The organism is Paenisporosarcina macmurdoensis, assembly GCF_042658845.1.
GTDB lineage: Bacteria > Bacillota > Bacilli > Bacillales_A > Planococcaceae > Paenisporosarcina > Paenisporosarcina macmurdoensis.
The window spans coordinates 161,269-185,514 of the sequence record NZ_JBHSRI010000018.1 but is presented as its reverse complement, the minus strand read 5'-3'; the positions used below and the strand labels follow the sequence as shown (position 1 = coordinate 185,514).

The following is a 24,246-nucleotide window of genomic DNA, read 5'->3' as shown; positions in this document are numbered from 1 at the left end:
TTACTATAAAGGTTTAATGTTGAGTACATATAAACGGCATGTAAAGAGATTGTAAATGCAAAAAGCCATGATATGTATTTATATCATGGCTTTTATTTTAATAATTATTCATTTGGTTCTTCTTCGGTACCTTCTTTAATTAATGTTTCCGTAAATGCAGGTTTAATAGTTTGTAAAGTTGAAGACTCTAGTTCTTCTACCGCTTCATTTTTCTTAGTGATTTCAAAGTAGGCATCTACTACTTCACGAGCAAGAATGGTACCAGTGCTTTCGTATTGGCCATTATAATAAGGTGCCCACGGCATAATTACAGCATAAGCTATCTCAGGTTTATCAAAAGGTGCAAAACCAATATGAGTGGAATTGATTGTTTGATCTCCCCAGTTTTCTCGCTTTGTATCATAGTAAACTACTTGGGCTGTTCCCGTTTTTCCGGCTGCCTGATAAGGTGAATCACCAAAGTAGGCTCTTGCTGACCCCTTATCACCATAATAAACACGCGACATTCCTTTTTTAATATGATCAATTTGTGCCTGTGTATTACTAATTCGGTTTAATATAGTAGGTTCTATTTCAGTAACTAATGGACCCATCGTTGTTCCATCAGTAGAAGGCTCTCTTATTTCTTTAACCACATGTGGCTGGATTCGATACCCTCCATTTGCAATGGTTGATACATATTGGGCCATTTGAAGTGGCGTGTAGGTGTCAAATTGTCCTATCGTTAAATCCAATAGTTTTTCAGTTGCCATTCCACCATTGATCCCTGAGGTTTCACCTGGTAAATCGATACCTGTTGGTACGCCTAATCCAAATTGTGCATATGAATTACGTAATATACCAAAAGCATCTGAATCAAAGTCGATTGATTCCTCGAATTTATATATTGCATTAGCCAATCTGAAACCTATTTTAAACATATAGACGTTGGATGATCGTTCAATCGCTTGTAAGTCACTCATTGGAATTTTGGAAGAACGATTAAAAACCGAACTTTTAACTTTAGATCCTTTGATTTTTATCGGTTCATCGGTCATGACTTCATTTAATTGAATTACACCTTGATCATACCCTGTTAATACAGTCGCTGGTTTAATAGTAGATCCAATTTCGTAGGCAGTGGTAAAGGTCCCATAAGCAAAATCACGGACAACTCGTTTATTTGTCTCTTTGTCAATCTCAAGTTTTTTACCAACCATCGAAATAATTTCGCCTGAATTTGGATCCATAATAACCACAAAAGCACGATCTAATAAATTCGAGCCGTTCTTTTGTTTCATGGCGATAAGTTTTGCTTCAACTAGATTCTCTATTTCCGCTTGAATTTCGCTGTCAATGGTTAAAACCAAATCTTTACCGGGCTGACCTTCAAAGACAGTTTCCGTTTCGGTAACCGTTCCTTTGCCGTCGGTAATATTTTTAACAACACTTTTTTGGCCTTGTAAAACCTCTTCGTATTGTTGTTCGATATAACTTCTCCCGACACGATCATTTCGTGTATAGTCACGAGCCAAATAGTAATCTAGTTTAGATTTTGGAATGCCTTCTTTTGGCGAAGTCGTTCTTCCTAATATAGAGAGAGTTGACTTAGGTACTCGAACCCAGTCAGTCGTTGTATTAACGCCTTTCATCTCTGTCAATCGCTCAGAAACACGAGCAAATTCTTCAGGTGTCACATCATCACTCTTAATGATTTGAGGAGATAATGCATAACCAGACGACATTTGACGATAAATCGCAAGCACTTCCAATTGTTCAGCAGATAAACTAGCAAGATCTTTTTCAGTAATTTTTTCTCGTACCAATGTATCAATCTGTATTTGCATCTCTGCTGTCGTCATTGTTTCATCAGACAACAGTTTAGCCTCTTCTTTTTTTGTTACTCTCTCATAAGCTTTGTCTCTATGTAACATAATCCAATAATCCTGCTTGTCTCGCAAGGTAACGTCATCAGGTTTCTTTTCAATGATTGACGCTAACATTTCTGCAATATCCAACATTTCTTCTTGTTTGGTCGTTTGCAGCTTCGTATATGTAATCGCATTTTTAGGTTCATTATCTACTAAAATACGACCAACGCTATCATAAATACGTCCTCTAGGAACACTTGTATTTATAGGAACTTCTTCCGTCCTTTGCAATTCACGAACAAAACCTTCACCTTGAACAATTTGTAAAAACCCGAGGCGGAAAATGAGGATAGAGAATAACAAAAAGATGGAGAAAAAGAGGATGTTCATACGAAAAGCGACATTTGCGCGTTGTTTAGCTTTAGCACTCGCGGCTCTTTTTTTTGAAATTTTACGCAAGTCAGCAGTCCTCCTTCTAGCTTTCTATCTTTAATGTAGTATATCATTTTGCACAAAAAAACACACACTCATTTGACGAAATGAGTGTGTGTTTTGTTTCAATAATAAGATGAATTGTCTAACTTTAAGCGCCAGCTCGCACCTCCGCTTCAGAAACTCATTCGAAAACAGGTTTTCGATTCGTTCCTTCCACCGTCGGAGTCAAGCTAAAGTAACGCTTTCCGTTTTTCTTTATTATTTTGCTTCGTAACGTTTTGAAACTTCATCCCAGTTTACTACATTCCAGAAAGCAGCAATATATTCAGGACGACGGTTTTGATAGTTTAAGTAATAAGCGTGCTCCCAAACGTCTAAACCAAGTAAAGGTGTGTTACCATCCATAATCGGTGAATCTTGGTTTGGAGTAGAAGTTAATTCTAACTCACCATTGTTTAGTGATAACCAAGCCCAACCAGATCCAAAGCGTGTTGTTGCAGCTTTAGCGAACTCTTCTTTGAATGAATCAAAGCTACCAAACTTAGCATCAATTGCTTCAGCTAATTTACCTGAAGGATTTCCGCCACCAGTAGCAGACAATAATTCCCAGAATAATGAATGGTTAGCATGTCCCCCACCGTTGTTGCGAACTGCTGTACGAGCAGCTTCTGGAACAGCGTCTAAGTTTGCAATTAATTCTTCAACTGACTTGCTAAGAAGATCATCATGACCTGCAAGTGCATTGTTCAAGTTCGTAACATAAGCGTTGTGATGTTTTGTGTGATGAATGTTCATTGTGTCTTTGTCAATATGTGGTTCTAGTGCGTCATACGCGTAAGGTAATTGTGGTAATTCATAAGCCATGTGTTATTTCCTCCTAAAGGATATCATTATAAGATTTATATTACATTTAATAGCGTAACAAAATTAGTTCTGTCATTCAAATATTAGCAACGCGATTTTGTGAATTCAGTCTTTTGCCCGAGACTAGACGACTAAAACAAAAATAACAATCATTACAATTTGAACTGTTCCCTTTGTAACAATGGATGTTAGGAACCCAATTACTGAACCAAATCCTGTTTTTATTGCTTGTTTGAGTGAAGTTCGTGCAAATACTAACTCCGCAATAATGGCACCTAAAAATGGGCCAATGAGGATACCTGCAATCGGGATAATAAATGGACCCACTAACAATCCAATGGTACTTCCCCAAATTCCTGCTTTACTACCACCGTATTTTTTTACTCCAAAGGCATTTGCCATCATATCCGCACCAAACAGTAAGATAACGAATAATACTTCAATTAACCAGAACCACCAAGGCAGGTCAGCAAATGAGAAAAACACTCCATATAATAAGAAGCCACCTAAAATAAAGATAACGGACGGAATAATTGGATAAACAAGTCCTATGAATCCAATGATAAAGCACACAACAATGATACTCCAACCAATAATTTCCATGTTTTACCTCCAAAAAAAATCTCCTCTTTATCGTGCCTTACATCACTGAAGATGTAAAGCACTTGAGAGGAGATGTTGAATATTATGCTCTTTTTCCTAATACTGCTTCAGCAATATTAACTGCGTGGTCACCGATTCGTTCTAAGTTACTAACGATATCAACGAATACAATTCCAGCTTGAGGAGAACATGTACCTTCATTCAGACGCAAGATATGTTTTTTACGGAATTTACGTTCCATTTTATCAATTAAATCTTCTTGCTCAGCTACTTCACGTGCTAACTCGTGACTGTTCATATCTAGTGATACTAATGCTTTTTCAACAGTTGCGATAGTTAACGTAAACATTTCAGTTAAATCTTCCATTGCATCTTCTGTTAAAGTCAGACGGTTTACTTGTTGATAATCAATTAATTCAAGAATATTTTCAAAGTGGTCACCCACTCGTTCAATATCACGAACAGTTTCCATCAACATAATATGACGTGCTGAATCTGCATTTGAAATAGATTCTGCAGATATTTTCACTAAATAATCCGTGATCTTGTGATCTAAATTATTAATTGCATCTTCTAATTGGTAACCAGTTTCTGCGTGTTTTTTATTTTTAGTTTTTAAATACTCAAATGATTCCTGTAATCCTTGTACACTAAAGCGACCCATGCGAAGAATTTCTTCTTTCGCTTGCCCGATTGCAATAGAAGGTGCAGTTTCAATGAAGTGTGGGTCCAAATGCTTTGGCTTGTATTCAATCGTTACTTCTTCACCCGGGATAAATTTAGTTACTAGATAAGCCCAAGCTCCGATTAAAGGAAATTGAATAATTGTATTTGCAACATTGAATGTCCCATGCGCAAATGCAATTTGCATTTTCGGCTCTAATCCTAATACTCCAGTTAACCATTCTACATACATCGTGAATGGACCTAAAATTATTAAGAATAAAACAGATCCTACCACGTTAAATAGTACATGTGTAGCTGCCGCACGACGAGCTGCAATTGAAGCTCCAATAGAAGCAAGAACTGCTGTAATTGTTGTTCCAATGTTATCGCCGAAAAGAACAGGAAGAGAGGCATCCAAGTTCAATATTCCTTCTGAGTAAAGACCTTGAAGTATACCGACAGTGGCACTTGAACTTTGTACGATTAATGTGAACACTGTACCAACGACAACACCTAAAACAGAATGTTCACTCATACTAATAGTTAAATCGATGAATGAAGGTAATTCACGAAGTGGTTTCATTCCACCACTCATAAGTTCCATCCCAAGGAATAATCCACCAAAACCGAAGATTACTTCTCCGATGTTTTGGATTTGATTTTTCTTAACAAAGAAAATTAAGAATGCACCGAGTGCCATAATTGGTAATGCAGCTTCTCCAACGTCAAACCCAATAATGAAAGCAGTAACGGTTGTCCCGATATTGGCACCCATTATTACGCCAATTGCTTGTCTCAATGTCATAAATCCTGCGCTAACAAGTCCTACTGTAATAACGGTAGTTCCCGAACTGGATTGAATTAGGACCGTTACAGCAATACCAACTAACACACCCATAAATGGATTTGTGGTAAAACGATCTAAAATATCACGTAAACGATCACCTGCTGCTTTTTGCAGACCGTCACCCATATATTTGATAGAGAATAAGAAGATCCCTAGACCTCCAATAAACTGAAACAGCATTTCCTGCCAATTAAGTTCCACGATTCGTTTTCAACTCCTACTTCGACAATTTTCAACAATCCCCATTATGAGTAGTTCGACATACAATTGTAAAGCCCCTTCATATAAAATTTACAATAACTTAATATTTGGGACAACTTTGTACGCTTTTCGACCAACTTTATTTAATAACCTCTCTTGAAATAGTAGTATGATAGGTATAAGGAGTGATTTGCTTGACTTTAACTCAACTTTTTATTGCTTCTATTTCTAATCCTAAGAAAATAGCAGCTTTTCGTCTTTTGCCGATAGGCAAAGTTCTTCAATACGTCTTTCTCTTTGTCGGCATTTTGTCACTGCTTTCATTTGTTCACTTTATTACGGGATTTAAAAATGATTCTTCTTCTATAGAAGGATTGCTTGATTATGTAGAAAATATGGAGTGGATTTTATATCCATTTGCATTTATCGTTCAATTCATAATGACCACTCTGTTATTATTTGTGCGAATAAGCGTAATGGCTTTTATCGGAATGTTCATTTTAAAGCTACGTAAACGCCGTGGAGAATACAGACATGTTTGGCGAACAACTGCATTTGCTTATACCACTCCAACAGTGCTATCTATTTTCTTCCTATATTCAGGTCTGACGGATGGATGGATTTTTATGGTTACTACTTTAATCTGTGTCGTTTATTTAACTCTTGCGCTAAAATATTACCCCCAAAAATAATCATAGTCTCTCTTTTTTCAGCATATGTTGGAAAAAGGGAGGTTTTTTTATGCGTATAATTGGACTAGCAGTCTTCATTTTAATCATTTCATATATCATAAAAATCGACTTACTTGATGGCACCATCTCTCTTGCTGCATTCTCTAAAACTGAGACAGAGTGCGTAAAACAAGAGCAATATGAAATATTCCCTGTGCAAACAGTTAAAGGTGATACCGTTTTATCTGTGTTTGCCGTGTATCCTTCTGAAGTATGGGTTAGCTTCCCTGAACGCTTAGAAGCTTTCTATCAAGAGAACCCACATTTACAAAATCAAGTTTTTCAACCAGGTGAAATTGTGAACGTTCCTATCTACAAAGATTCAACTTTATCGTGTTCTTAATCAATAAGTAATGTTTCTTCCTTGGCAATTCCTTTTCATCACTGCTAAAATAAAAAGTAGTGAAGGCTATGAGCCCGCAAAGGAGAGAATTTTCATGAGTGAAATTATTCACCGTTCCAAAACTCGCCCGGTTCGTGTCGGCGATTTAACCATAGGTGGTAGCAATGAATTATTCATACAAAGCATGACCACAACAAAAACACATGATGTAGAAGCAACTGTGGCAGAAATTTTACGATTAGAAGAAGCAGGTTGTCAAATTGTTCGTGTTGCTTGCCCAGATGATCGAGCAGCGGACGCAATAGCTGAGATTAAACAACGTATTAACATTCCACTAGTAGTGGATATTCACTTCGATTATAAATTAGCTCTGAAAGCCATCGCAAATGGTGCTGATAAAATACGTATCAATCCTGGTAATATCGGTCGTCGTGAAAAAGTAGAAGCTGTCGTTAATGCTGCAAAAGCGAAAGGCATTCCAATACGTATTGGAGTTAACGCCGGATCACTCGAACGTAAAATCATTGAAAAATACGGCTATCCAACTGCAGATGGAATGGTTGAGAGTGCACTTCATCATATTAAAATACTTGAAGACTTAGATTTTCACGATATCATCGTATCTTTAAAAGCCTCAGATGTGAGTTTGGCAATTGAAGCTTACGTAAAAGCTTCACAAGCATTCGATTACCCACTTCATCTTGGCATAACAGAGTCAGGCACATTGGTAAATGGCTCTATTAAAAGCGCAGCAGGACTTGGTGCTTTGTTAAGTCACGGCATTGGTAATACACTACGTGTTTCGTTGAGTGCAGACCCAGTCGAAGAAGTAAAAGTTGCGAGAGAGATGTTAAAAGTATTTGGTCTGTCTTCAAATGCAGCTACATTAATTTCGTGCCCTACTTGCGGCCGTATTGAAATTGATTTAATTACAATTGCAAACGAAGTGGAAGATTATATTTCAACAATTAAAGCACCGATTAAAGTAGCTGTACTTGGTTGTGCCGTAAACGGCCCTGGTGAAGCACGTGAAGCCGATATTGGAATAGCTGGTGCTCGCGGCGAAGGACTGCTATTTATGAAAGGAAAAACCGTTCGTAAAGTCCCTGAAGCAACCATGGTAGAAGAGTTGAAAATTGAAATTGATAAAATTGCACAAGAATACTTTGATAAACAAGCACTAGAAAAACAAAACGCGTAAGGGGCTTTTTACATGTCAAACTACCGATTCGGAATTGATATTGACGGTACAGTCACTTGTCCTACCTCTTTATTGCCACATATCAATAAGGAATTTTCTTGTAATTTAGTACTGGATGATATTAAAGAGTATGATTTAACAAAAGCTTTTCCAGTGTCAACTGAAGATTTTTACAAATGGTTTAAACAAGCAGAACCTGAAATTTATGCGACTTCCCCAATCCAAGTTGATGCTCATGGGGTATTGACTGAATGGAAAAAGGATCATGAGTTATATTTCATTTCTGCTCGTGGCCAAAATGTGCGGGATGTAACCTTGCAATGGTTTGTCGAACAAAACCTTGCTTACGATCACATTGAATTAATTGGCACCCATAATAAAATTCAAGCTGTTAAAGACCATGCAATTGATGTGTTTTTCGAAGATAAACATGATAATGCAGTGGGTATTGCAGAAGATTGTCATATTCCTGTTCTGTTATTTAATACACCATATAACCAACTAGCTGTCCCAGATGGCGTTATACGCGTGAATAACTGGCTCGAAGCAAATGCATGGATACAACATTCATTTTTAACACAAAAAGCGTGAGGCATATGCCTCACGCTTTTCTTATGGTCTTGTTTCACAATCATTCTTCAGGCAAAACAAATTCTGTGATTCTGAATTATTTATTGAAATGGGTTATTAAAAGTGTGGTCCCTCTGAGTTTACCTTTACCCTACCTAAGAACTCTGCAACGGCTGTTCTACTTGTAGAACATGCCTATGAGCGGATTTTTGTCGGCTATCAGCGGTTTTCGGATCTCTATCAGCGGTTATCTGTCGGCTATCAGCGGTTTTCGGATCTCTATAAGCGAATATCTGGTGGCTATCAGCGGTTTTTCATAAACCATCCAAACTATATTTTTATATTTGTAAAAAAATCCTTACAACCATAAGAAAATCCCGTCAAACCAAGGTTTGACGGGATTTTCTTATATACAATTTGGGCATTTTCCGTAAATTTCAAACTTATGACTATCAATTTGATAAGCAGGTAATTTTTCTTCAAGTAAATCCATTGGACATAAGTGAATTTCTTTGATTTTCCCACAATCCATGCATATGAAGTGATGATGGTGGTGATCTGCTTCACATTGCATACGGAAATGGCGTTCTCCAGATAACTCAGTTTCTTCTAATATGCCAATCTCAACAAATGTACTTAAGTTTCGATAAATCGTGTCATAACTCATTCCAGGATAATCTTTTTTCATCACATCAAGTAAATCTCGAGCAGTTAAATAACGTTCATTATCTTCAAATAGATCTAAGATTTGTTGTCTCTTATCCGTTTTTTTGTATCCCTTTTCTTTTAAAAGGTCCCATGCTTTCGAAATATTCATGCAAGACGTCCCCTTTCATTCTTTGTTACGACTGCTAACCAAATCTTTTTCCCGATTAACACGAGTAATAAAATGATGATTGATGTGACAACGATTGTCCCACCTGGTGCAATATTTAAATAAAATGCACATACAAGCCCAATTATCACTGCGGCTTCTCCAAATATCACTGCATAAAAAATAGCTTGTTTAAAGCCTTTGGCTATTCGCATGCTAGCTGCCACTGGCAATGTCATCAATGAAGATACAAGGAGTATCCCCACAATTCGCATACTTGCAGCAATTACAAGTGCTGTGACAATCATAAATAATAGATGTACCCACTTAGAAGGAAGCCCTGATGCTTTAGCGTATTCCTCGTCAAAGGACATGAGGAATAATTCTTTATAAAACAACACTAAAAAGATAACGACAATAAAGGCAATCGCAAGAACGATCCATAAATCTTGTCTGCTCACTGCAGATACAGAACCGAATAAGTAACCAAATAAATCTGAGCTAAAGCCATTTGCTAAAGAAATAAAAATGGCACTGAAGCCAATTCCTGCAGACATAATGATCGGGATGGCTAGCTCTTCGTAATGTTTATATAATCGGCGTAATCGTTCGATTAAAACGGAGCCAGTTACGGCTGCCACAATGCCTAAATATAAAGGATTTAACAGGGCAAACACAGCTGTCGTTTGACTTAAATATAGGCTCCCCGCGATCCCAGCTAACGTGACATGACTCAAGGCATCCGCAATGAGTGATAATCTTCTGACGACAATGAACACTCCTAGAAGAGGAGCAATCAGACCGATGATAATACCAGAAGCAAAAGCATTTTGTAAAAACTCATAATTTAATAACGCTTCAATCATTGCGTTCCCCCACTTTTAGCATGGTGAATTTTGCGAACGGAATGACCATACCATGCTTGACGATCTTCATCACTTAATTGATTAAATTCATTTTTAAATCCATGGAAATGGATGGTTTGATTCAAACATGCGACATGACTGATTTTGCTAGATACAGTATCAACATCATGCGTGACGAGAATCAGTGTTAGGTTCTGTTCACGATTTAACTCAGCAAGCATATTATAAAACGATTGTACGTGCTGATGATCAATACCGACGGTAGGTTCATCTAAAATTAAACACTTCGGCTCAGCAACTAGAGCACGCGCAATAAATACACGCTGTTGTTGACCACCTGATAGTTCTCCAATAGATTGGTTCATAAAATCAATCATTCCAACAGAATTCAAAGCCTTTTCGACACGTTGGAATGAATCTTTTGGAAAGTTTTTGAACAATCCTGTTTTTTTAACAAGACCGCTTTGAACTACTTCGTAGACGGTTGCTGGAAAGCCCGTATTAAAAGCATTCGACTTTTGAGAGACATACCCTAGCCATTCCCTTTTTTTGAAGTCACGACTCTTTTCACCAAATAAATCAACGGTTCCAGAAGTTGGTTTTAACAACCCTAGTATTATTTTTAATAAAGTGGACTTTCCTGAACCATTTGGACCTAAAACAGCCAAGAAATCCCCTTGTTTTACTTGTAACGAAATATTTTTTAATACGATATTTTGATCGTACTGGAATGACACATTGTGCAGTTCAATATCATATGGCGCATTCATCAAGCTCGCCTCTTTCTAATTCATAATCATTACGATTTACAATTAGTTAGTATAACGGAGATATTGTCATATGTAAACTCAATAATCTTGAAAGGATGAAGTTTTGGATATTTGGGAATTAGTTCAAGCGACAAAAGAAAAATCTGATGATGAAATTGCTAAAATGACAAGTTCACTTCCCGTTCAATTATCACCTCAAGAAGTAAAATTAGTTCGACCTATTTTCGATAAAGCATCAATTCAATGGTTATTGTTTGGTCCTCCCGCTCATATTCACAAACAAGTTGCGGCGGTATTAGGAAAAAATCGCACCAAAAAACTTTTTGCTTATTTTAATCTATAAAAAAAAGACTCAAACAGGTAAACTGCTTGAGTCTTTTAAGGTTATGAACGTAAACCGTCAATCATATCTGGCATAAATGTTTGTGTTTTAAACATCTCAATTTCATACAAATAGGGTGGCTTTTTATTTTTTGCATCTGATCCGACGTAAGGTGTTTCTAAAATTTTAGGAACATTTACTAATTGCGGATGATGCACAATTTGATTAAGTGTTTTAAAACCTATCTCGCCAAAACCAATATTTTCATGGCGATCTTTACTTGCGCCACGAATATTTTTGCTGTCATTAATATGAAGTACTTTTAAACGATTTATGCCTATCAATTGATCGAATTGATTAAGTACACTGTCAAAATCTTCGACGATATTATAACCTGCATCATGTATATGACATGTATCTAAACAAACAGAAAGTCGTTCATTATGAGTAACGCCATTTATGATTTGTGCAAGTTCTTCAAAAGAGCGACCGCATTCAGTCCCTTTACCCGCCATTGTTTCCAAGGCGATTTGTACTGGAAAGTCTTGCGATAACACTTCATTTAAACCTTCGATGATTTTTTCAATGCCTTTATCCGTGCCAGCACCAACATGGGCACCAGGGTGTAAAACAATTTGTTTTGCACCTAATGCTGCAGTTCGTTCAATTTCTTTTTGTAAGAATTCGACACCAAGTGCAAATGTTTCTGGTTTGAGTGAATTACCGATGTTAATGATATATGGAGCATGAACTACGATATTCGACATTCCATGCGCATTCATATGTGCTTGTCCTGCCTCAATGTTCAAGTCTTCAATCGGTTTACGTCGTGTATTTTGTGGTGCTCCTGTGTAAATCATAAAAGTAGTTGCTCCATAAGAAGCAGCTTCTTCACTTGCAGCCAGCAACATATTCTTCCCACTCATTGAAACATGTGAACCTAATAACATATCGAATAATCCCCTTACTTTTTACGGTTTTTAATACGACGTTCTCTTTTTTTAACTTTGTCCATTTCCCAGCGCATATTACGTTTATAACCAGGTTTTACTTTTTTAGGTTTGCGAACTAATGATTTTGCTTTAAGATCAATTTCACTAATTTCACTCTTTTTACGATTTTTACGTTCGTGGCGTTCTTTTAATTCTGACCACTCACCGTCTTTAATATCTACATGAACAAATGGAATTCCCATTTTTTCAATTCGAATAATCGCGTCTTCATCGGTTGGTTCATATAATGTTATAGCTGTACCTTTTAATCCAGCACGAGCAGTACGTCCAACACGGTGAATAAAGAATTCTAAGTCTTCAGGAAGCTCAAAGTTAATTACGTGACTTACACCTTGGATATCAATTCCACGTGCAGCAAGATCTGTTGCAACAATATATTGATACTCAAGTTCGCGGACTTGTCTCATCATACGAGTACGTTCACGTGGTGCTAAGTCTCCATGAATACGTCCTACGCGGTAACCAGCTTCAGCTAAATAATTAGCAACGTCATCTGCATTCTTACGAGTGTTCGTAAAAATAATCGCTAGGTAAGGATTGATTCCTTCCATAACTTCTACTAAACGTTTCTTTTTAGATTTACTACGAACCGGTACTAAATTAAATTCAATACCTTCAGCAGCAGGGCGCTTTTCTCCGATATGAATGTGTACCGGTGAAGCCATATATTTTTTCAAAAATGGGTGTAAGCGTTCTGGAATGGTAGCAGAAAACACGTACATTTCTAAAGTACTTGGCATTTTTCCTGCAAACGTATCAATATCTTCAATAAAGCCTAAGTCAAAAGCAAGATCGGCTTCATCTACTACTAATATGGGTGCAGTATGAACAAGTAAAGCATTTTCTTTTACTAAGTCACGAATACGTCCAGGAGTTCCCACTACGATATGTGGTTGTGTTTTTAATTTATCAATCGAACGCTGTTTATCAGTACCACCAATAAACAATTTAGATTGAATTTCTGTACCTTCAGTTAACTTACTTAGTTCTTCGAAAATTTGTGAAGCAAGTTCACGTGTTGGAGACGTAATAATAGCTTGTAATTCTGTTTTGTTTGATTGAATACGCTCAACAATCGGAATTAAAAAACTATGTGTTTTCCCTGTACCCGTATGTGCTTGGCCAATCGCACTTTTCCCTTTTAAAATCAAAGGAATTATTTCTTTTTGAATGGGTGTAGGTTCTGTGAAACCTAATTTACTAATGGCATCTTGTAAAAAAGGCTGGAAATCATAATCAGTATATTTGGACATTTTTGCCCCTCCTTACGTACTTTCATTGTAGCATGTTCTTTCGTCTGTTTTAAAGACCATCAGTTTATCATAGTTGTAGTATGGCCATTGCGTCAATTAACTATTTATTTTGAAAGGAGGATTTTATGCGATATCAATCTTTTTATCCTTTTTCACAGCAACAAGCTCCACCTATTCCGCAACAATTTCAAGCTCCTCGAAACAGCTTTTTAAGAGGGCTTTCTCAATCATTTGGAGCAGGAAATGCAGGCACACCACAAGCTCCTAATGGTTTCCCTGGTGGCGGACCATCTCCTTTTGGTCTGGGAGGTACTGGAGGTGCGGGAATTCCACCAGTAGCAAATCGTATGGAACAATATTTACAAACCGCTGATCAATTTTTATCCACTGCACAAAGATTGACACCTATGGTTCAGCAAGTAGCTCCTATGGTTCAAAATATTCCAGCTCTTTGGAAAATTTACCGGGGCTTTCAAAACATGCCAGATGCCACGACCACAAGCACAGTAGCTCGAAGTGTGAGTGCAGCTGCCTCTTCAGTTCCTCGAACTACTGGAGCTTCAATACCAAGAATTTTTCAACCACCTCTTTGATTTTTGAATTCAGCACTTCTCTCCGTTATAATAGAGATTAACAACTTCTGAGAGGAGTGCTACATATGCAAGTGCTCAAAATTACCCCACGTGGTTATTGTTACGGTGTAGTGGATGCAATGGTTATCGCTCGTAATGCTGCGATGGACACATCCCTTCCACGTCCGATATATATATTAGGTATGATCGTCCATAACAAACACGTAACTGATGCCTTTGAAAATGACGGTATTATTACGTTGGATGGTGAAAACCGAAAAGAAATTTTAGATAAGGTGAATGGCGGTACTGTCATCTTTACTGCACATGGTGTGTCACCTGAAGTTCGAGAGTTAGCCAAACAAAAAGGGCTAGTGTCAATTGACGCTACATGTCCAGACGTTACAGTTACTCATGACTTAATTCGCGAAAAAACGGATGAAGGCTACCAAGTCATCTATATTGGTAAAAAGGGACATCCTGAACCTGAAGGCGCTATTGGTGTAGCTCCTAACGCTGTACATCTCGTTCAAACTGTCGAAGACGTAGAGAAGTTGAATATTCAAGCAGAAAAATTAATTGTCACGAATCAAACAACCATGAGTCAATGGGATGTTGTAGAACTGATGAAAAAACTAGAACAAAAATTCCCTCATATTGAAGTGCATAAAGAAATTTGCCTAGCAACCCAAGTTCGTCAAGAAGCGGTAGCCGATCAAGCTGGCGCAGCCCAGTTGTTAATTGTCGTCGGAGACCCAATGAGCAACAATTCAAATCGACTGACTCAAGTGTCTGAAGAAATTGCCGCGACTCCTTCTTATCGTATTTCAGATTTATCTGAGCTCAAGTTAGAATGGCTTGAAGGTATTGAAATAATTGCGGTAACTGCTGGTGCTTCAACACCAACACCTATCGTAAAAGAAGTCGTTAAATTTTTAGAGAAATACGATCCACTTGATCCTCAAACGCATCTTCTTGACCGAACGGTAACGATCGACAAGATTTTACCTAAAATTAAGCACCCACAACCTGTGGTACGTATCGAACCATATCCAATTTCTTAACAAAATAAGAGGCTATCCATTTACTGGATAGCCTCTTTTCTATTTCACTCGGAATGGTTCTGTCGAAATACTTGAAGGAATAAACCGACAGTTGTACTTGTTTTCTTGACACATCTTATTCATTTTTACTGAAACGCCTGATTTCATTATCGATTCTACATGGTGACCTGGATCTACTACAGAAAGACCTAGCGTTTGAGCTTCTTGTGCTACATGGAAATATAAATCTCCCGTAACTAATACATCCGCTCCTGCACGTTTGGCTGTTTGAATGTATTTATTGCCGTCTCCTCCGAGCACTGCCACTCTGCGAATAATTTTCGATGCATCCCCGACAATGCGCACAAAAGGTACATGTAACTGTTCCTTTAACTTACTAGCAAAGTCATCAAGAGCCATCGGTTGTTCAAGCATACCAATTCGTCCAATGCCTTGTTGGCTTGTTTTAGATTCTAACGTCCATAGATCAAAAGCTACTTCTTCATAAGGATGATACTCATACATAGCTTTCAAGATTTTAGATTTTTTAGTAGATACAAATACTACTTCTATTTTTTCCTCTTGCACTTCTTCTAGGTAGTTAATTTTGCCAATGACAGGATTTGAACCATCGAGAGGTTGGAATCGACCAGTACCAAGAGACGAAAAGCTACAGCTATCATAATTGCCTATTTTACCAGCACCAACCAAGGCTAATTGCTCTCGCAAAATTTGCGCATGAGAATGAGGTACAAATACGGCTAATTTCATCATTGATTCTGAATAGGTTTCATCCAACATGCTGATTTTTTGCAATTCAAGTGCTTCAGCTAATAAATCGTTTACGCCACCAGGTGCAACATCCAAATTTGTATGTGCTGCGTATACTGCGATGTCATGTTTCATACATAACTCAACTATTTTACCAGTAGGTGTATCCGTTCGAAGGTTTTTTAACGGGCGATAAATGGGTGGATGATGCGCTAGAATTAATTGACAGTTCTGGTCAATTGCTTCTTGTACCACTTCTAACGTAACATCGAGTGTTACCAATACATGTTGAACTTGTCGATTTAACTGACCGATTTGTAATCCAATAGGATCGCCTTCTAATGCAAAGGTTTTTGGCGACCAGGACTCGAATAATTGTATAATTTCATGTCCATTCGCTGTTTTCATGCACCAAGCACTTCCTTTACAATTTTCAACTTATCTTCTAATTCATCTTTTTTCATCTGTACTTCTGTTGATAATTCTGCCACTCGAATAGCTTCTAAAATCCGCGTCCATTCTGCAGTTTCCTTCCCCCATTTTAAGCGAAATACCTCATTTTGAGCATTTGTAATTAAAAACGGGCCCATCAAAGCTTCCGTATGTGACAACGTCATCTTGCCTCTTTCAAGAACAAGAATTTCATAGATTTTATCATCTTCTTGTAACACTTCTTCAGCCACAAGCTTCCAATCATTCGCAATTGCCCATTCCCGAATGGCTTTGGCATGAATGTTTGGCTGCAGTATTAATCGATTAACAGTTGCTAATCTGTCGCTGTCTTGGTCTAAAATTGTAGCAATTAACGGACCACCCATTCCGGCGATGGTCACTGTATCAACTAAATCTTCAGGGCTGATTGCTTGCAAACCATTAGCAAAACGTACCGTTATCTTATCCTCTAATTGTTCTTGAACGACTTGATTTCGTGCTGATTCATAAGGACCCTTTGCCACTTCCCCCGCAATTGCTTTTTCTGCGATTTGGTGGTGAATTAGGTAACAAGGTAAATAAGCGTGATCGCTGCCAATATCAGCGACAATAGCACCTGGTTTTACATAAGATGCTACACGCGTTAAACGTTCTGAGAGACGTTGTGCGTTCAACGAAATCCTCTCCTTTCTTTTATATCAAGATTGTACCATAGAACGAGAAAGACGCAGCAAGTCGAGTTAAACCGACTGCTATTTGTATTTATTTTTCATGTTCAAAGTTGAATGTTTAATTGTCTCTTCAAAAAAAGCCTAGATAGTTGATGTCCAGACTTTCAAAACTTGTGAACTATAATGATATTTCTGTTATCGTACAGTTGATTTCCGAATGAGCCCAAGGAAGTGGGTCATGAGGTCCTGAAGGTGTTGCGTCGATTGACAGATCGTCCAATATCTTTCCAAATTGAAAAGTGTGTCCAGGTGTGACTCCACAGAGAGCGGACCACACCCGGAAAGTGATCGCCTTAATAGAAATCGACAGAATCTCTGTTTTTAGTCTGTTTGTGTTACATCCGAATTATGAAGTTGACTCTATTAACCTTCTTTAACAAGCCTACAAAAAAACCCTTATCCATGGTTAGGATAAGGGTCAGCAGAACTATTCTAGTGTATGAATATATTCAGCCATTGCTTCTACATTTGCTGCGTCTACCAAACCTGGAGGCATTGCGCCTTTACCGTTTGTGATAACTTCAGCAATTTCTTCTTGAGAAAGTTTTGTATCCACTAATGATGGGAAGTTTCCTTGACCAGCAAGATCTCCACCATGACAAGAGATACATTTTCCTTGAGCAACAGCTTCTGCATCAAATTCTTCTGCAGTTTCGCCGCCTTCTTCTTTAGCGCCTTCTTCATGTCCAGCAGCAATTTCTTCTTTCTTATCAGCACCTTGAATTGATAAGAAGAAAATAAGACCAATACCAAATGCCATAATTAATATGAAAGGTACGATTGGGTTTTTTTGCATCATGTAACCTCCTTCTTTTCGTTCATTCTTTTTCTATAATAGAATCAGTCAACACTGTTATTGTACTGCATTCTACTTCAAACGAAAAGTCTTATCACAGAAGTTTTCGTGGATTGTCAGAAATTCGACAATTTAATGAATATTAACATCCAATTTGACGAGCAATAACCATTCGTTGAATCTCAGAAGTTCCTTCACCAATTTCTAGTAATTTCGCATCACGCATATAGCGTTCTACTTCATATTCTTTCATATAGCCATAGCCACCATGAATTTGAACAGCTTGATCGGCAACTTGCATTGCCATTTCTGACGCATACAATTTACACATCGATGCTTCTTTTGTAAATGGTCGCCCTTGATCTTTTAACCAAGCCGCTTTATGAACCATTGTACGAGCTAACTCGATTTTCATAGCCATATCAGCTAATTTAAATTGAGTAATTTGGAAATGAGCCAATGGTTTGCCAAATTGTTGACGCTCTTTTGAGTAGCGTAATGCTTTATCAAAGGCTGCTTGTGCAATTCCAACTGCCATTGCCCCAATACCAATTCGACCACCATCAAGAGTGATTAAAAACTGTTGGAAGCCTTCTCCACGCTTCCCTAATAAGTTCGCTTTCGGTACTCTCACATTCTCGAGTACAAGTTCAGTTGTATTAGAAGCATTCAAGCCCATTTTTTCATAATTATCGATCACTGTGAACCCTTCAGCATCAGTAGGTATGATGATTGCACTAATTTCTTTCTTACCATCTTTCATACCTGTAATTGCCGTAATCGCTAAATGCTTCGCGTAGCTTGCATTCGTAATATATACTTTGCTGCCGTTAATAATAAAATCGTCACCATCTTCAACTGCGCGTGTTTGTGTACCACCCGCATCTGACCCTGCATTTGGTTCAGTTAAGCCAAAAGCTCCGAAAGACTCTCCTGAACATATAGGTGCTAAGTATTTATGTTTTTGTTCTTCTGTTCCAAATAAATTAAGTGGAGCTCCACCTAATGAAATATGTGCTGAATAGGTAATCCCTGTAGAACCACAAGCACGGCTTAATTCTTCTGTAACGATAGCAAAACTAATCGTATCTGAACCTGCTCCGCCATATTCTTCTGAAAACGGTACGCCCATCATCCCCATGTCGGCTAACTGTTTAAAGATTTCTTTAGGGAAAGCTTTCGTGCGGTCACGTTCTATCGCGCCTGGTGCTACAACTTTATCCGCAAACTCCTTCATTGTCTTGCGAATCATCTGATGTTCTTGCGATAAATCAAAATTCACTACATTCAACCCCTTTAATTTATAAAACGCTTTCAATTTTCATTATAAAGGTAATATTCTCACATTAACAACTATTTTTCTTATTTAAACGTATAGCAATCTCATAATATCTCACAAGTAGATAGAAAAAATATTTTTAACCCTACATTATCCACACTCTACTTCATTCATTATCAGCCTTTGTTACAATCATCAGTGAAAAAGTGAATAGTGTCAGGCACTCCAAACTTATACTTCTATTTCTAAAAAAAGAGACATTCACAGAAGTGAATGTCTCTGACTAATTCTATTCTAAAAAGTCTTTTAAACGTTTGCTTCTAGAAGGATGACGCAATTTGCGTAAAGCCTTCGCTTCAATTTGACGAATTCGTTCACGAGTTACGCCAAATACTTTTCCTACTTCTTCTAACGTACGTGTGCGGCCGTCATCAAGACCGAAGCGCAAGCGCAGTACATTTTCTTCCCGATCTGTTAATGTATCTAAAACGTCTTCTAACTGCTCTTTTAATAGTTCATACGCAGCATGATCAGATGGAGATTGAGCATCCGAGTCTTCAATGAAGTCACCTAAGTGTGAATCATCTTCTTCACCAATCGGTGTTTCAAGTGATACAGGCTCTTGTGCAATCTTTAAGATTTCACGCACTTTTTCAGCTAGTAACTCCATTTCTTCTCCAATTTCTTCTGGAGAAGGTTCGCGACCTAAATCTTGCAGCAACTGACGTTGTACTCGAATCAGTTTATTTATCGTTTCCACCATATGAACTGGAATACGAATTGTACGAGCTTGGTCAGCAATAGCACGAGTTATCGCTTGACGAATCCACCAAGTCGCATAGGTGCTGAATTTGAATCCTTTACGGAAATCAAATTTCTCAACTGCTTTAATAAGCCCCATATTACCTTCTTGAATTAAATCCAAGAACAACATTCCGCGTCCAACATAGCGTTTTGCAATACTAACAACAAGTCGTAAGTTTGCTTCAGCTAAACGTTTTTTCGCTTCTTCATCGCCTACTTCAATTCGTTGAGCAAGTGCGATTTCTTCATCAGCAGAAAGTAAGTCAACACGACCAATTTCTTTTAAGTACATACGCACAGGATCATTAATTTTAACGCCCGGTGGTACACTTAAATCGTTTAAGTCGAATGTTTCTTCTTCTTGCCCTTTTTTCATTAACTTTTCTAAGTCTTCTTCATCGCCATCTTTTCGACCTAGTTCTACACCTTGTGCTTCTAGCTGTTCTATAAATTCTTCTATTTGATCGGATTCCAATACAAATACAGATAATTTTTCAGCTATGTCAGCAAACGTTAACTCTCCCGCTTTTTTACCCATCTCGAGAAGAGATTTTTTTGCTTCTTCTAATCTGACCTCAGTTTCAGCCTCTTTTGAATTTGAACGTTCAGACTTGTCCGCCATAAGTCTTCCTCCTTTAAAAACCAATCAAGTTACATCGTTGATAACGATTTCTTTAATTCGATTATTTGTTTTGCTAACGCTAAAGCACTCGTCATATCCTGCATTCTTTCTGCTTCTTTCGACTCGTGCATTTTGATTTGAATTTGAAGCTCAATTCTGTGTTTATTTATTTGTCGTAAACAGTCTGAGACTTCTTCACGTGCGTGTTCCGGGTCTCGTTCTGTTAACGTTGCTTCCATTACCAACTTACGTAAATCTGTGTCTTCTAAAATTTCTAGAAAACGATGTGTATCTGCTTGAGGATATGTGTCGTAGAAACCTATGAGACGAACAAATATCGCTTCATATGAATCGTGGATGAATACGTGAAGGCCATGCTCTTGATGTAATCGATCGACAATATCAACTTCGTATAACATATGGGCGAGCAACAATTTTTCTGCCCTATCAATTGCTTGTACCAGCTTTTTACTGACAGGCAGGTTTTGTGCAACTGATGGAGCTTGTTGTCTCGAGTTTTGCTTGATTGTTTTACCTTCAATTTTTCTGAATTGTTGATAAATCGCCTCTTCAGAAATATTGGTTTCTTTTGCTAATTGCCGAATATATAAATCTCGTTCAACAGGTGAAGAATTTCCTACAAAATGTTCGAGAACTTCTTGCACATATTGTAACGTATCATTTTCAAATTGAAAATTCTTGTTACGTCTTGCTACCATCATCATAAAGGCTAAATATGCATGTGGACGGTCAATGATCTGTTTTTCAAAGGCCTCAGCCCCATTTTTTTGAACAAAGTCATCAGGGTCCATCTGATCGGGTAACAGCGCAATTTCGGTTTTCATTTTAACTTGTACTAAAAGCTGTGCAGCTCGTTTAGCAGCGTCAAAACCTGCAGAATCTCCATCATAACAAATAGTGACTGAATCAGTTAAACGTTTCAACTTATTAATATGTTCTTTTGTGAGTGCAGTACCCATTGTGGCTACAGTATTCATGATACCCGCTTTTGCCGCTGCTATAACATCCATAAATCCTTCCATGACAATCACTTTATGTTTTTTCCGAATAATCGGTCGAGAAACATCTAGATTGTATAGAACTTTGCTCTTTTGAAAAATGGGAGATTCAGGACTATTCATATACTTAGCATCTTGCGTGTCTTTATTCAATACTCGCCCAGAAAATGCAATGACATTCCCCGCTTCATCTCGAACTGGAAACATAATCCGTTCTCTGAATCGATCAAAGTATTCATTTTTATTTTCTTTTTGGATAACCAGTCCACTCTGAGCCATTTCAGCTAAATTAAATCCTTTACGTTCAAGTAAAGTAGTTAATGCATCCCAATTAGGAAGAGACCAGCCAATTCTATATTGTTCAATAAGCTCACGGGAAAATCCTCTTTCTTCTAAATAATGAAGGCCTTTTTCTCCTTCTTCGGTATTTAGTAGCAAGTGGTGATAATAATTCATCGCAAATGTGTGTGCTTCTTTCATTCGCGTTTCTTCTTTTGAAATCATGGTGGTTTCACCAGTTTGTGGTTCAATATCGATATCAACACCCACACGTGAACCCAACTTACTGACAGCTTCTTGGAAAGAAAGATTGTCGATATCCATTACAAAAGTAATGGCATTTCCTCCAGCGCCACATCCAAAACAATGAAAAATCTGCTTGTCTTGAGATACAGAAAAAGATGGAGACTGTTCACTATGAAATGGACAAAGACCAAACCAGTTGCGTCCACGTTTTGTCAACTGAACATATTCACTAATGACATCCACTACATCATTACTTGTGCGAATGTGTTCAATTGTTTCTTCAGGAATTCGTTGCACGTAGTCATCACCATCTTTATAGGCTATATATTGAATTCGAGATAGTTGAAGAAAATCCTGCAAGTTTCGACAAAGAATTTAAAAACTTGAGAAATGACAACTCTTATTGAATATTTTTACCACAAATTTTCATTATAAAACGTTTTCAGAAAAATATCTACAAAATAATTACCTTTTCAAAAGAAAAAACCTTCCCAACGACGGGATGGTTTTTCACTTACTGGATTTTGTTTAAAATCACATTTGCTGTTTCTTCTACAGCGCGATTCGTTACATCAATGACTTGACAACCAATGCGTTCAACAATTTTGTCAAAATGCACGATTTCTTGTTTTATACGCTCTAATTTTGCATAGCTCGCATCATCATTTAATCCTAAAGCAATTAAGCGTTCTTTTCTAATGGAATTTAGCTTATCCGGAGAAATAACGAGACCAAAACATTTTGCAGGATCTACTAAAAATAACTCTTCCGGTGGCTCTACTTCTGGTACCAGTGGGACATTTGCCACTTTATAGCGTTTGTGCGCTAGATATTGAGACATTGGGGTTTTCGACGTACGCGATACCCCTATTAAGACGATATCCGCCAGTAGTAACCCTCGTGGATCACGTCCATCGTCATATTTTACTGCAAACTCGATAGCTTCGATTTTTTTAAAATAATCGTCATCAAGTTTTCGCACAAGACCTGGTTCTTCAAATGGAACCTCATTTAATTCTTCTTCAAGCGAATCCATTAATGGACCCATTAGATCAATGTACCGAACACCATGTTTTGCACATTCTTTTTTTAACGTCGCTCGCATATTTTTTTGAACGAGTGTAAATAAAATCATAGCATGTTGCATTTTTGCTAAGTACACGATTTCAATTACATGATCAATCGTTTCTATATGTGGAAAGCGTTTTAATGATGTGTCTTGTAAACCAGGTCTAAACTGGCTAACTGCTGCTCTCGCAACTAATTCTCCTGTTTCTCCTACTGAATCGGAAACAATAAATATATGCAGTTTTTTCATGGTTTTATCACCTCACAAATCGTGATTTTCAGCTAATGATAGAAAAGCACCTGTAATGTTAGTTTTCGTCAGTCTACCTATAACTTCAAATCCATCTGGATGTTCTTTCACTATCGGTAAAGCATCTATTTGTTTATCTATCAACTTCTTCGCAGCATGAAGCAATGAATCATGTTTGAAACAAAACGTTATATTTGGCATCCGGGTCATAATAATATGAACAGGAATTTTATTCAAGTCTTGTTGACCTAAGCTCGTACGAAGTAAATCTTTCCTTGATAATACGCCTGTTAAATACGCATTTTTATCAACAACAAACAAAGTGCCTACATCTTCTAAAAACATATGACAAATTGCATCGTAAACCGTCATATCTTCCGCTACTACGACGGGGATCGATTGAAAGTCTCTTACCTTCATATTCATCATGCTATCCGTGACAGCTTGACCTGTTTTTTTACCTGAATAGAAATATCCTACACGTGGTCTTGCATCTAGGAATCCAGCCATCGTTAAAATCGCTAAATCCGGTCGTAGTGTAGATCTTGTTAAATGCAATCGTTCTGCAATTTGCTCTCCCGTAATCGGACCATTTCCTTTAACAATTACCAAAATTTCCTCTTGACGTTTGTTGAGTTCGATCGGACTCACCGCCTCAAAAATGTGTTATACTCAATGTTAAATATTATATACTATTTAAGACTTGTTATCTAGTGTCTAGCCTGAGTAGCACTTTTTAAATGATTATGCTATGATGTACTCAATTATATAGACGAAGATAGGAAAATAAGTAATGTTCACTGAAGCGAGCAGAGATAGTGAAAGTCTGCATCGGACATGAAAAGGCGTCCTGGAGTCATGATTTATGAAAGTGGATTGCAGAAGTTTGTGCAATCAACTGGGGTGGAACCGCGGGTATAATGCACTCGTCCCCGGACATTAATTGTCCGGGGACGAGTGCTATTTTTATTTTGGAGGGATTTTT

General features: G+C 37.6%; 24 protein-coding genes. 7 read left to right on the top strand and 17 right to left on the bottom strand.

Annotated elements, in window-relative coordinates; genetic code table 11:
- Nucleotides 1-104: 104 nt before the first annotated feature.
- The 4 genes from ACFPYN_RS10635 to ACFPYN_RS10620 form a co-directional block, all read right to left on the bottom strand.
- Nucleotides 105-2,309, bottom strand: coding sequence for a peptidoglycan D,D-transpeptidase FtsI family protein (locus ACFPYN_RS10635; RefSeq protein ID WP_377734067.1), 2,205 nt, complete (start codon nt 2,307-2,309; stop codon nt 105-107).
- Nucleotides 2,310-2,543: 234 nt separating this feature from the next.
- Nucleotides 2,544-3,149 (bottom strand): superoxide dismutase, encoded by a 606-nt coding sequence (locus ACFPYN_RS10630; protein WP_377734066.1) that lies wholly within the window; start codon nt 3,147-3,149, stop codon nt 2,544-2,546.
- 123 nt (nt 3,150-3,272) lie between these two features.
- Nucleotides 3,273-3,752 (bottom strand): DUF456 domain-containing protein, encoded by a 480-nt coding sequence (locus ACFPYN_RS10625; protein WP_377734065.1) that lies wholly within the window; start codon nt 3,750-3,752, stop codon nt 3,273-3,275.
- An 82-nt stretch (nt 3,753-3,834) separates the two neighbouring features.
- Nucleotides 3,835-5,466, bottom strand: a complete 1,632-nt coding sequence (locus tag ACFPYN_RS10620; RefSeq protein WP_377734064.1) for a Na/Pi cotransporter family protein — start codon at nt 5,464-5,466, stop codon at nt 3,835-3,837.
- Nucleotides 5,467-5,660: 194 nt separating this feature from the next.
- Here ACFPYN_RS10620 and ACFPYN_RS10615 point away from each other — a divergent pair, with 194 nt between their 5' ends.
- The 4 genes from ACFPYN_RS10615 (at nt 5,661) to ACFPYN_RS10600 (ending at nt 8,332) form a co-directional block, all read left to right on the top strand.
- Nucleotides 5,661-6,158 (top strand): DUF1189 family protein, encoded by a 498-nt coding sequence (locus ACFPYN_RS10615; RefSeq protein WP_377734062.1) that lies wholly within the window; start codon nt 5,661-5,663, stop codon nt 6,156-6,158.
- A gap of 49 nt (nt 6,159-6,207) precedes the next feature.
- Nucleotides 6,208-6,540: a hypothetical protein gene (locus ACFPYN_RS10610; RefSeq protein WP_377734061.1), complete on the top strand. Its 333-nt coding sequence runs from the start codon at nt 6,208-6,210 to the stop codon at nt 6,538-6,540.
- Nucleotides 6,541-6,634: 94 nt separating this feature from the next.
- A complete protein-coding gene (ispG, locus tag ACFPYN_RS10605) occupies nt 6,635-7,741 on the top strand; it encodes a flavodoxin-dependent (E)-4-hydroxy-3-methylbut-2-enyl-diphosphate synthase (protein ID WP_377734059.1) in 1,107 nt (368 codons plus the stop codon).
- A gap of 12 nt (nt 7,742-7,753) precedes the next feature.
- Nucleotides 7,754-8,332 carry a hypothetical protein gene (locus ACFPYN_RS10600; RefSeq protein WP_377734058.1) on the top strand — a complete coding sequence of 193 codons (579 nt, stop codon included), beginning with the start codon at nt 7,754-7,756 and terminating at the stop codon, nt 8,330-8,332.
- 385 nt (nt 8,333-8,717) lie between these two features.
- Here the strand turns inward: ACFPYN_RS10600 and ACFPYN_RS10595 are convergent, their stop codons facing one another.
- Genes ACFPYN_RS10595 through ACFPYN_RS10585 form a run of 3 tightly spaced genes read right to left on the bottom strand, consistent with a single transcriptional unit; the run spans nt 8,718 to nt 10,761 of the window.
- Complete coding sequence (locus tag ACFPYN_RS10595) at nt 8,718-9,128, bottom strand: Fur family transcriptional regulator (RefSeq protein WP_377734057.1); 411 nt, start codon at nt 9,126-9,128, stop codon at nt 8,718-8,720.
- Nucleotides 9,125-9,991, bottom strand: coding sequence for a metal ABC transporter permease (locus ACFPYN_RS10590; protein WP_377734056.1), 867 nt, complete (start codon nt 9,989-9,991; stop codon nt 9,125-9,127). Before ACFPYN_RS10590 ends, ACFPYN_RS10595 begins: the two co-directional genes overlap by 4 nt.
- Nucleotides 9,988-10,761 carry a metal ABC transporter ATP-binding protein gene (locus ACFPYN_RS10585; RefSeq protein ID WP_377734055.1) on the bottom strand — a complete coding sequence of 258 codons (774 nt, stop codon included), beginning with the start codon at nt 10,759-10,761 and terminating at the stop codon, nt 9,988-9,990. The genes ACFPYN_RS10590 and ACFPYN_RS10585 overlap by 4 nt, the downstream gene beginning before the upstream one ends.
- A 103-nt stretch (nt 10,762-10,864) precedes the next feature.
- Between ACFPYN_RS10585 and ACFPYN_RS10580 the strand changes: the two genes are divergently transcribed.
- Nucleotides 10,865-11,104 carry a hypothetical protein gene (locus ACFPYN_RS10580; protein ID WP_377734053.1) on the top strand — a complete coding sequence of 80 codons (240 nt, stop codon included), beginning with the start codon at nt 10,865-10,867 and terminating at the stop codon, nt 11,102-11,104.
- 41 nt (nt 11,105-11,145) lie between these two features.
- Here the strand turns inward: ACFPYN_RS10580 and ACFPYN_RS10575 are convergent, their stop codons facing one another.
- Both ACFPYN_RS10575 and ACFPYN_RS10570 read right to left on the bottom strand, forming a co-directional pair.
- Entirely contained in the window at nt 11,146-12,033 is an 888-nt protein-coding gene (locus ACFPYN_RS10575; RefSeq protein ID WP_377734052.1) for a deoxyribonuclease IV, read from the bottom strand.
- Nucleotides 12,034-12,047: 14 nt separating this feature from the next.
- Complete coding sequence (locus ACFPYN_RS10570; protein WP_377734051.1) at nt 12,048-13,349, bottom strand: DEAD/DEAH box helicase; 1,302 nt, start codon at nt 13,347-13,349, stop codon at nt 12,048-12,050.
- Between the two features lie 125 nt (nt 13,350-13,474).
- Here ACFPYN_RS10570 and vrrA point away from each other — a divergent pair, with 125 nt between their 5' ends.
- Together vrrA and ACFPYN_RS10560 are read left to right on the top strand one after the other, a co-directional pair.
- Nucleotides 13,475-13,942, top strand: a complete 468-nt coding sequence (vrrA, locus tag ACFPYN_RS10565) for a VrrA/YqfQ family protein (protein ID WP_377734049.1) — start codon at nt 13,475-13,477, stop codon at nt 13,940-13,942.
- 65 nt (nt 13,943-14,007) lie between these two features.
- Nucleotides 14,008-14,985 carry a 4-hydroxy-3-methylbut-2-enyl diphosphate reductase gene (locus ACFPYN_RS10560; protein WP_377734048.1) on the top strand — a complete coding sequence of 326 codons (978 nt, stop codon included), beginning with the start codon at nt 14,008-14,010 and terminating at the stop codon, nt 14,983-14,985.
- Nucleotides 14,986-15,024: 39 nt separating this feature from the next.
- Here the strand turns inward: ACFPYN_RS10560 and ACFPYN_RS10555 are convergent, their stop codons facing one another.
- The 8 genes from ACFPYN_RS10555 to ACFPYN_RS10520 form a co-directional block, all read right to left on the bottom strand.
- Nucleotides 15,025-16,143: a Nif3-like dinuclear metal center hexameric protein gene (locus ACFPYN_RS10555; protein WP_377734047.1), complete on the bottom strand. Its 1,119-nt coding sequence runs from the start codon at nt 16,141-16,143 to the stop codon at nt 15,025-15,027.
- Nucleotides 16,140-16,841: a tRNA (adenine(22)-N(1))-methyltransferase gene (locus ACFPYN_RS10550; protein WP_377734046.1), complete on the bottom strand. Its 702-nt coding sequence runs from the start codon at nt 16,839-16,841 to the stop codon at nt 16,140-16,142. The genes ACFPYN_RS10555 and ACFPYN_RS10550 overlap by 4 nt, the downstream gene beginning before the upstream one ends.
- Before the next feature lie 484 nt (nt 16,842-17,325).
- A complete protein-coding gene (cccA, locus tag ACFPYN_RS10545; protein ID WP_377734043.1) occupies nt 17,326-17,694 on the bottom strand; it encodes a cytochrome c550 in 369 nt (122 codons plus the stop codon).
- Between the two features lie 142 nt (nt 17,695-17,836).
- Nucleotides 17,837-18,976, bottom strand: a complete 1,140-nt coding sequence (locus ACFPYN_RS10540; RefSeq protein WP_377734041.1) for an acyl-CoA dehydrogenase family protein — start codon at nt 18,974-18,976, stop codon at nt 17,837-17,839.
- A 286-nt stretch (nt 18,977-19,262) separates the two neighbouring features.
- Nucleotides 19,263-20,399, bottom strand: coding sequence for an RNA polymerase sigma factor RpoD (gene rpoD, locus ACFPYN_RS10535; protein ID WP_024534483.1), 1,137 nt, complete (start codon nt 20,397-20,399; stop codon nt 19,263-19,265).
- 29 nt (nt 20,400-20,428) lie between these two features.
- Nucleotides 20,429-22,240, bottom strand: a complete 1,812-nt coding sequence (gene dnaG / locus ACFPYN_RS10530; protein ID WP_377734040.1) for a DNA primase — start codon at nt 22,238-22,240, stop codon at nt 20,429-20,431.
- A gap of 217 nt (nt 22,241-22,457) precedes the next feature.
- Entirely contained in the window at nt 22,458-23,261 is an 804-nt protein-coding gene (locus ACFPYN_RS10525) for a pyruvate, water dikinase regulatory protein (RefSeq protein ID WP_377734039.1), read from the bottom strand.
- 12 nt (nt 23,262-23,273) lie between these two features.
- Nucleotides 23,274-23,912, bottom strand: a complete 639-nt coding sequence (locus ACFPYN_RS10520) for a helix-turn-helix transcriptional regulator (protein WP_377734038.1) — start codon at nt 23,910-23,912, stop codon at nt 23,274-23,276.
- Nucleotides 23,913-24,246 lie beyond the last annotated feature (334 nt).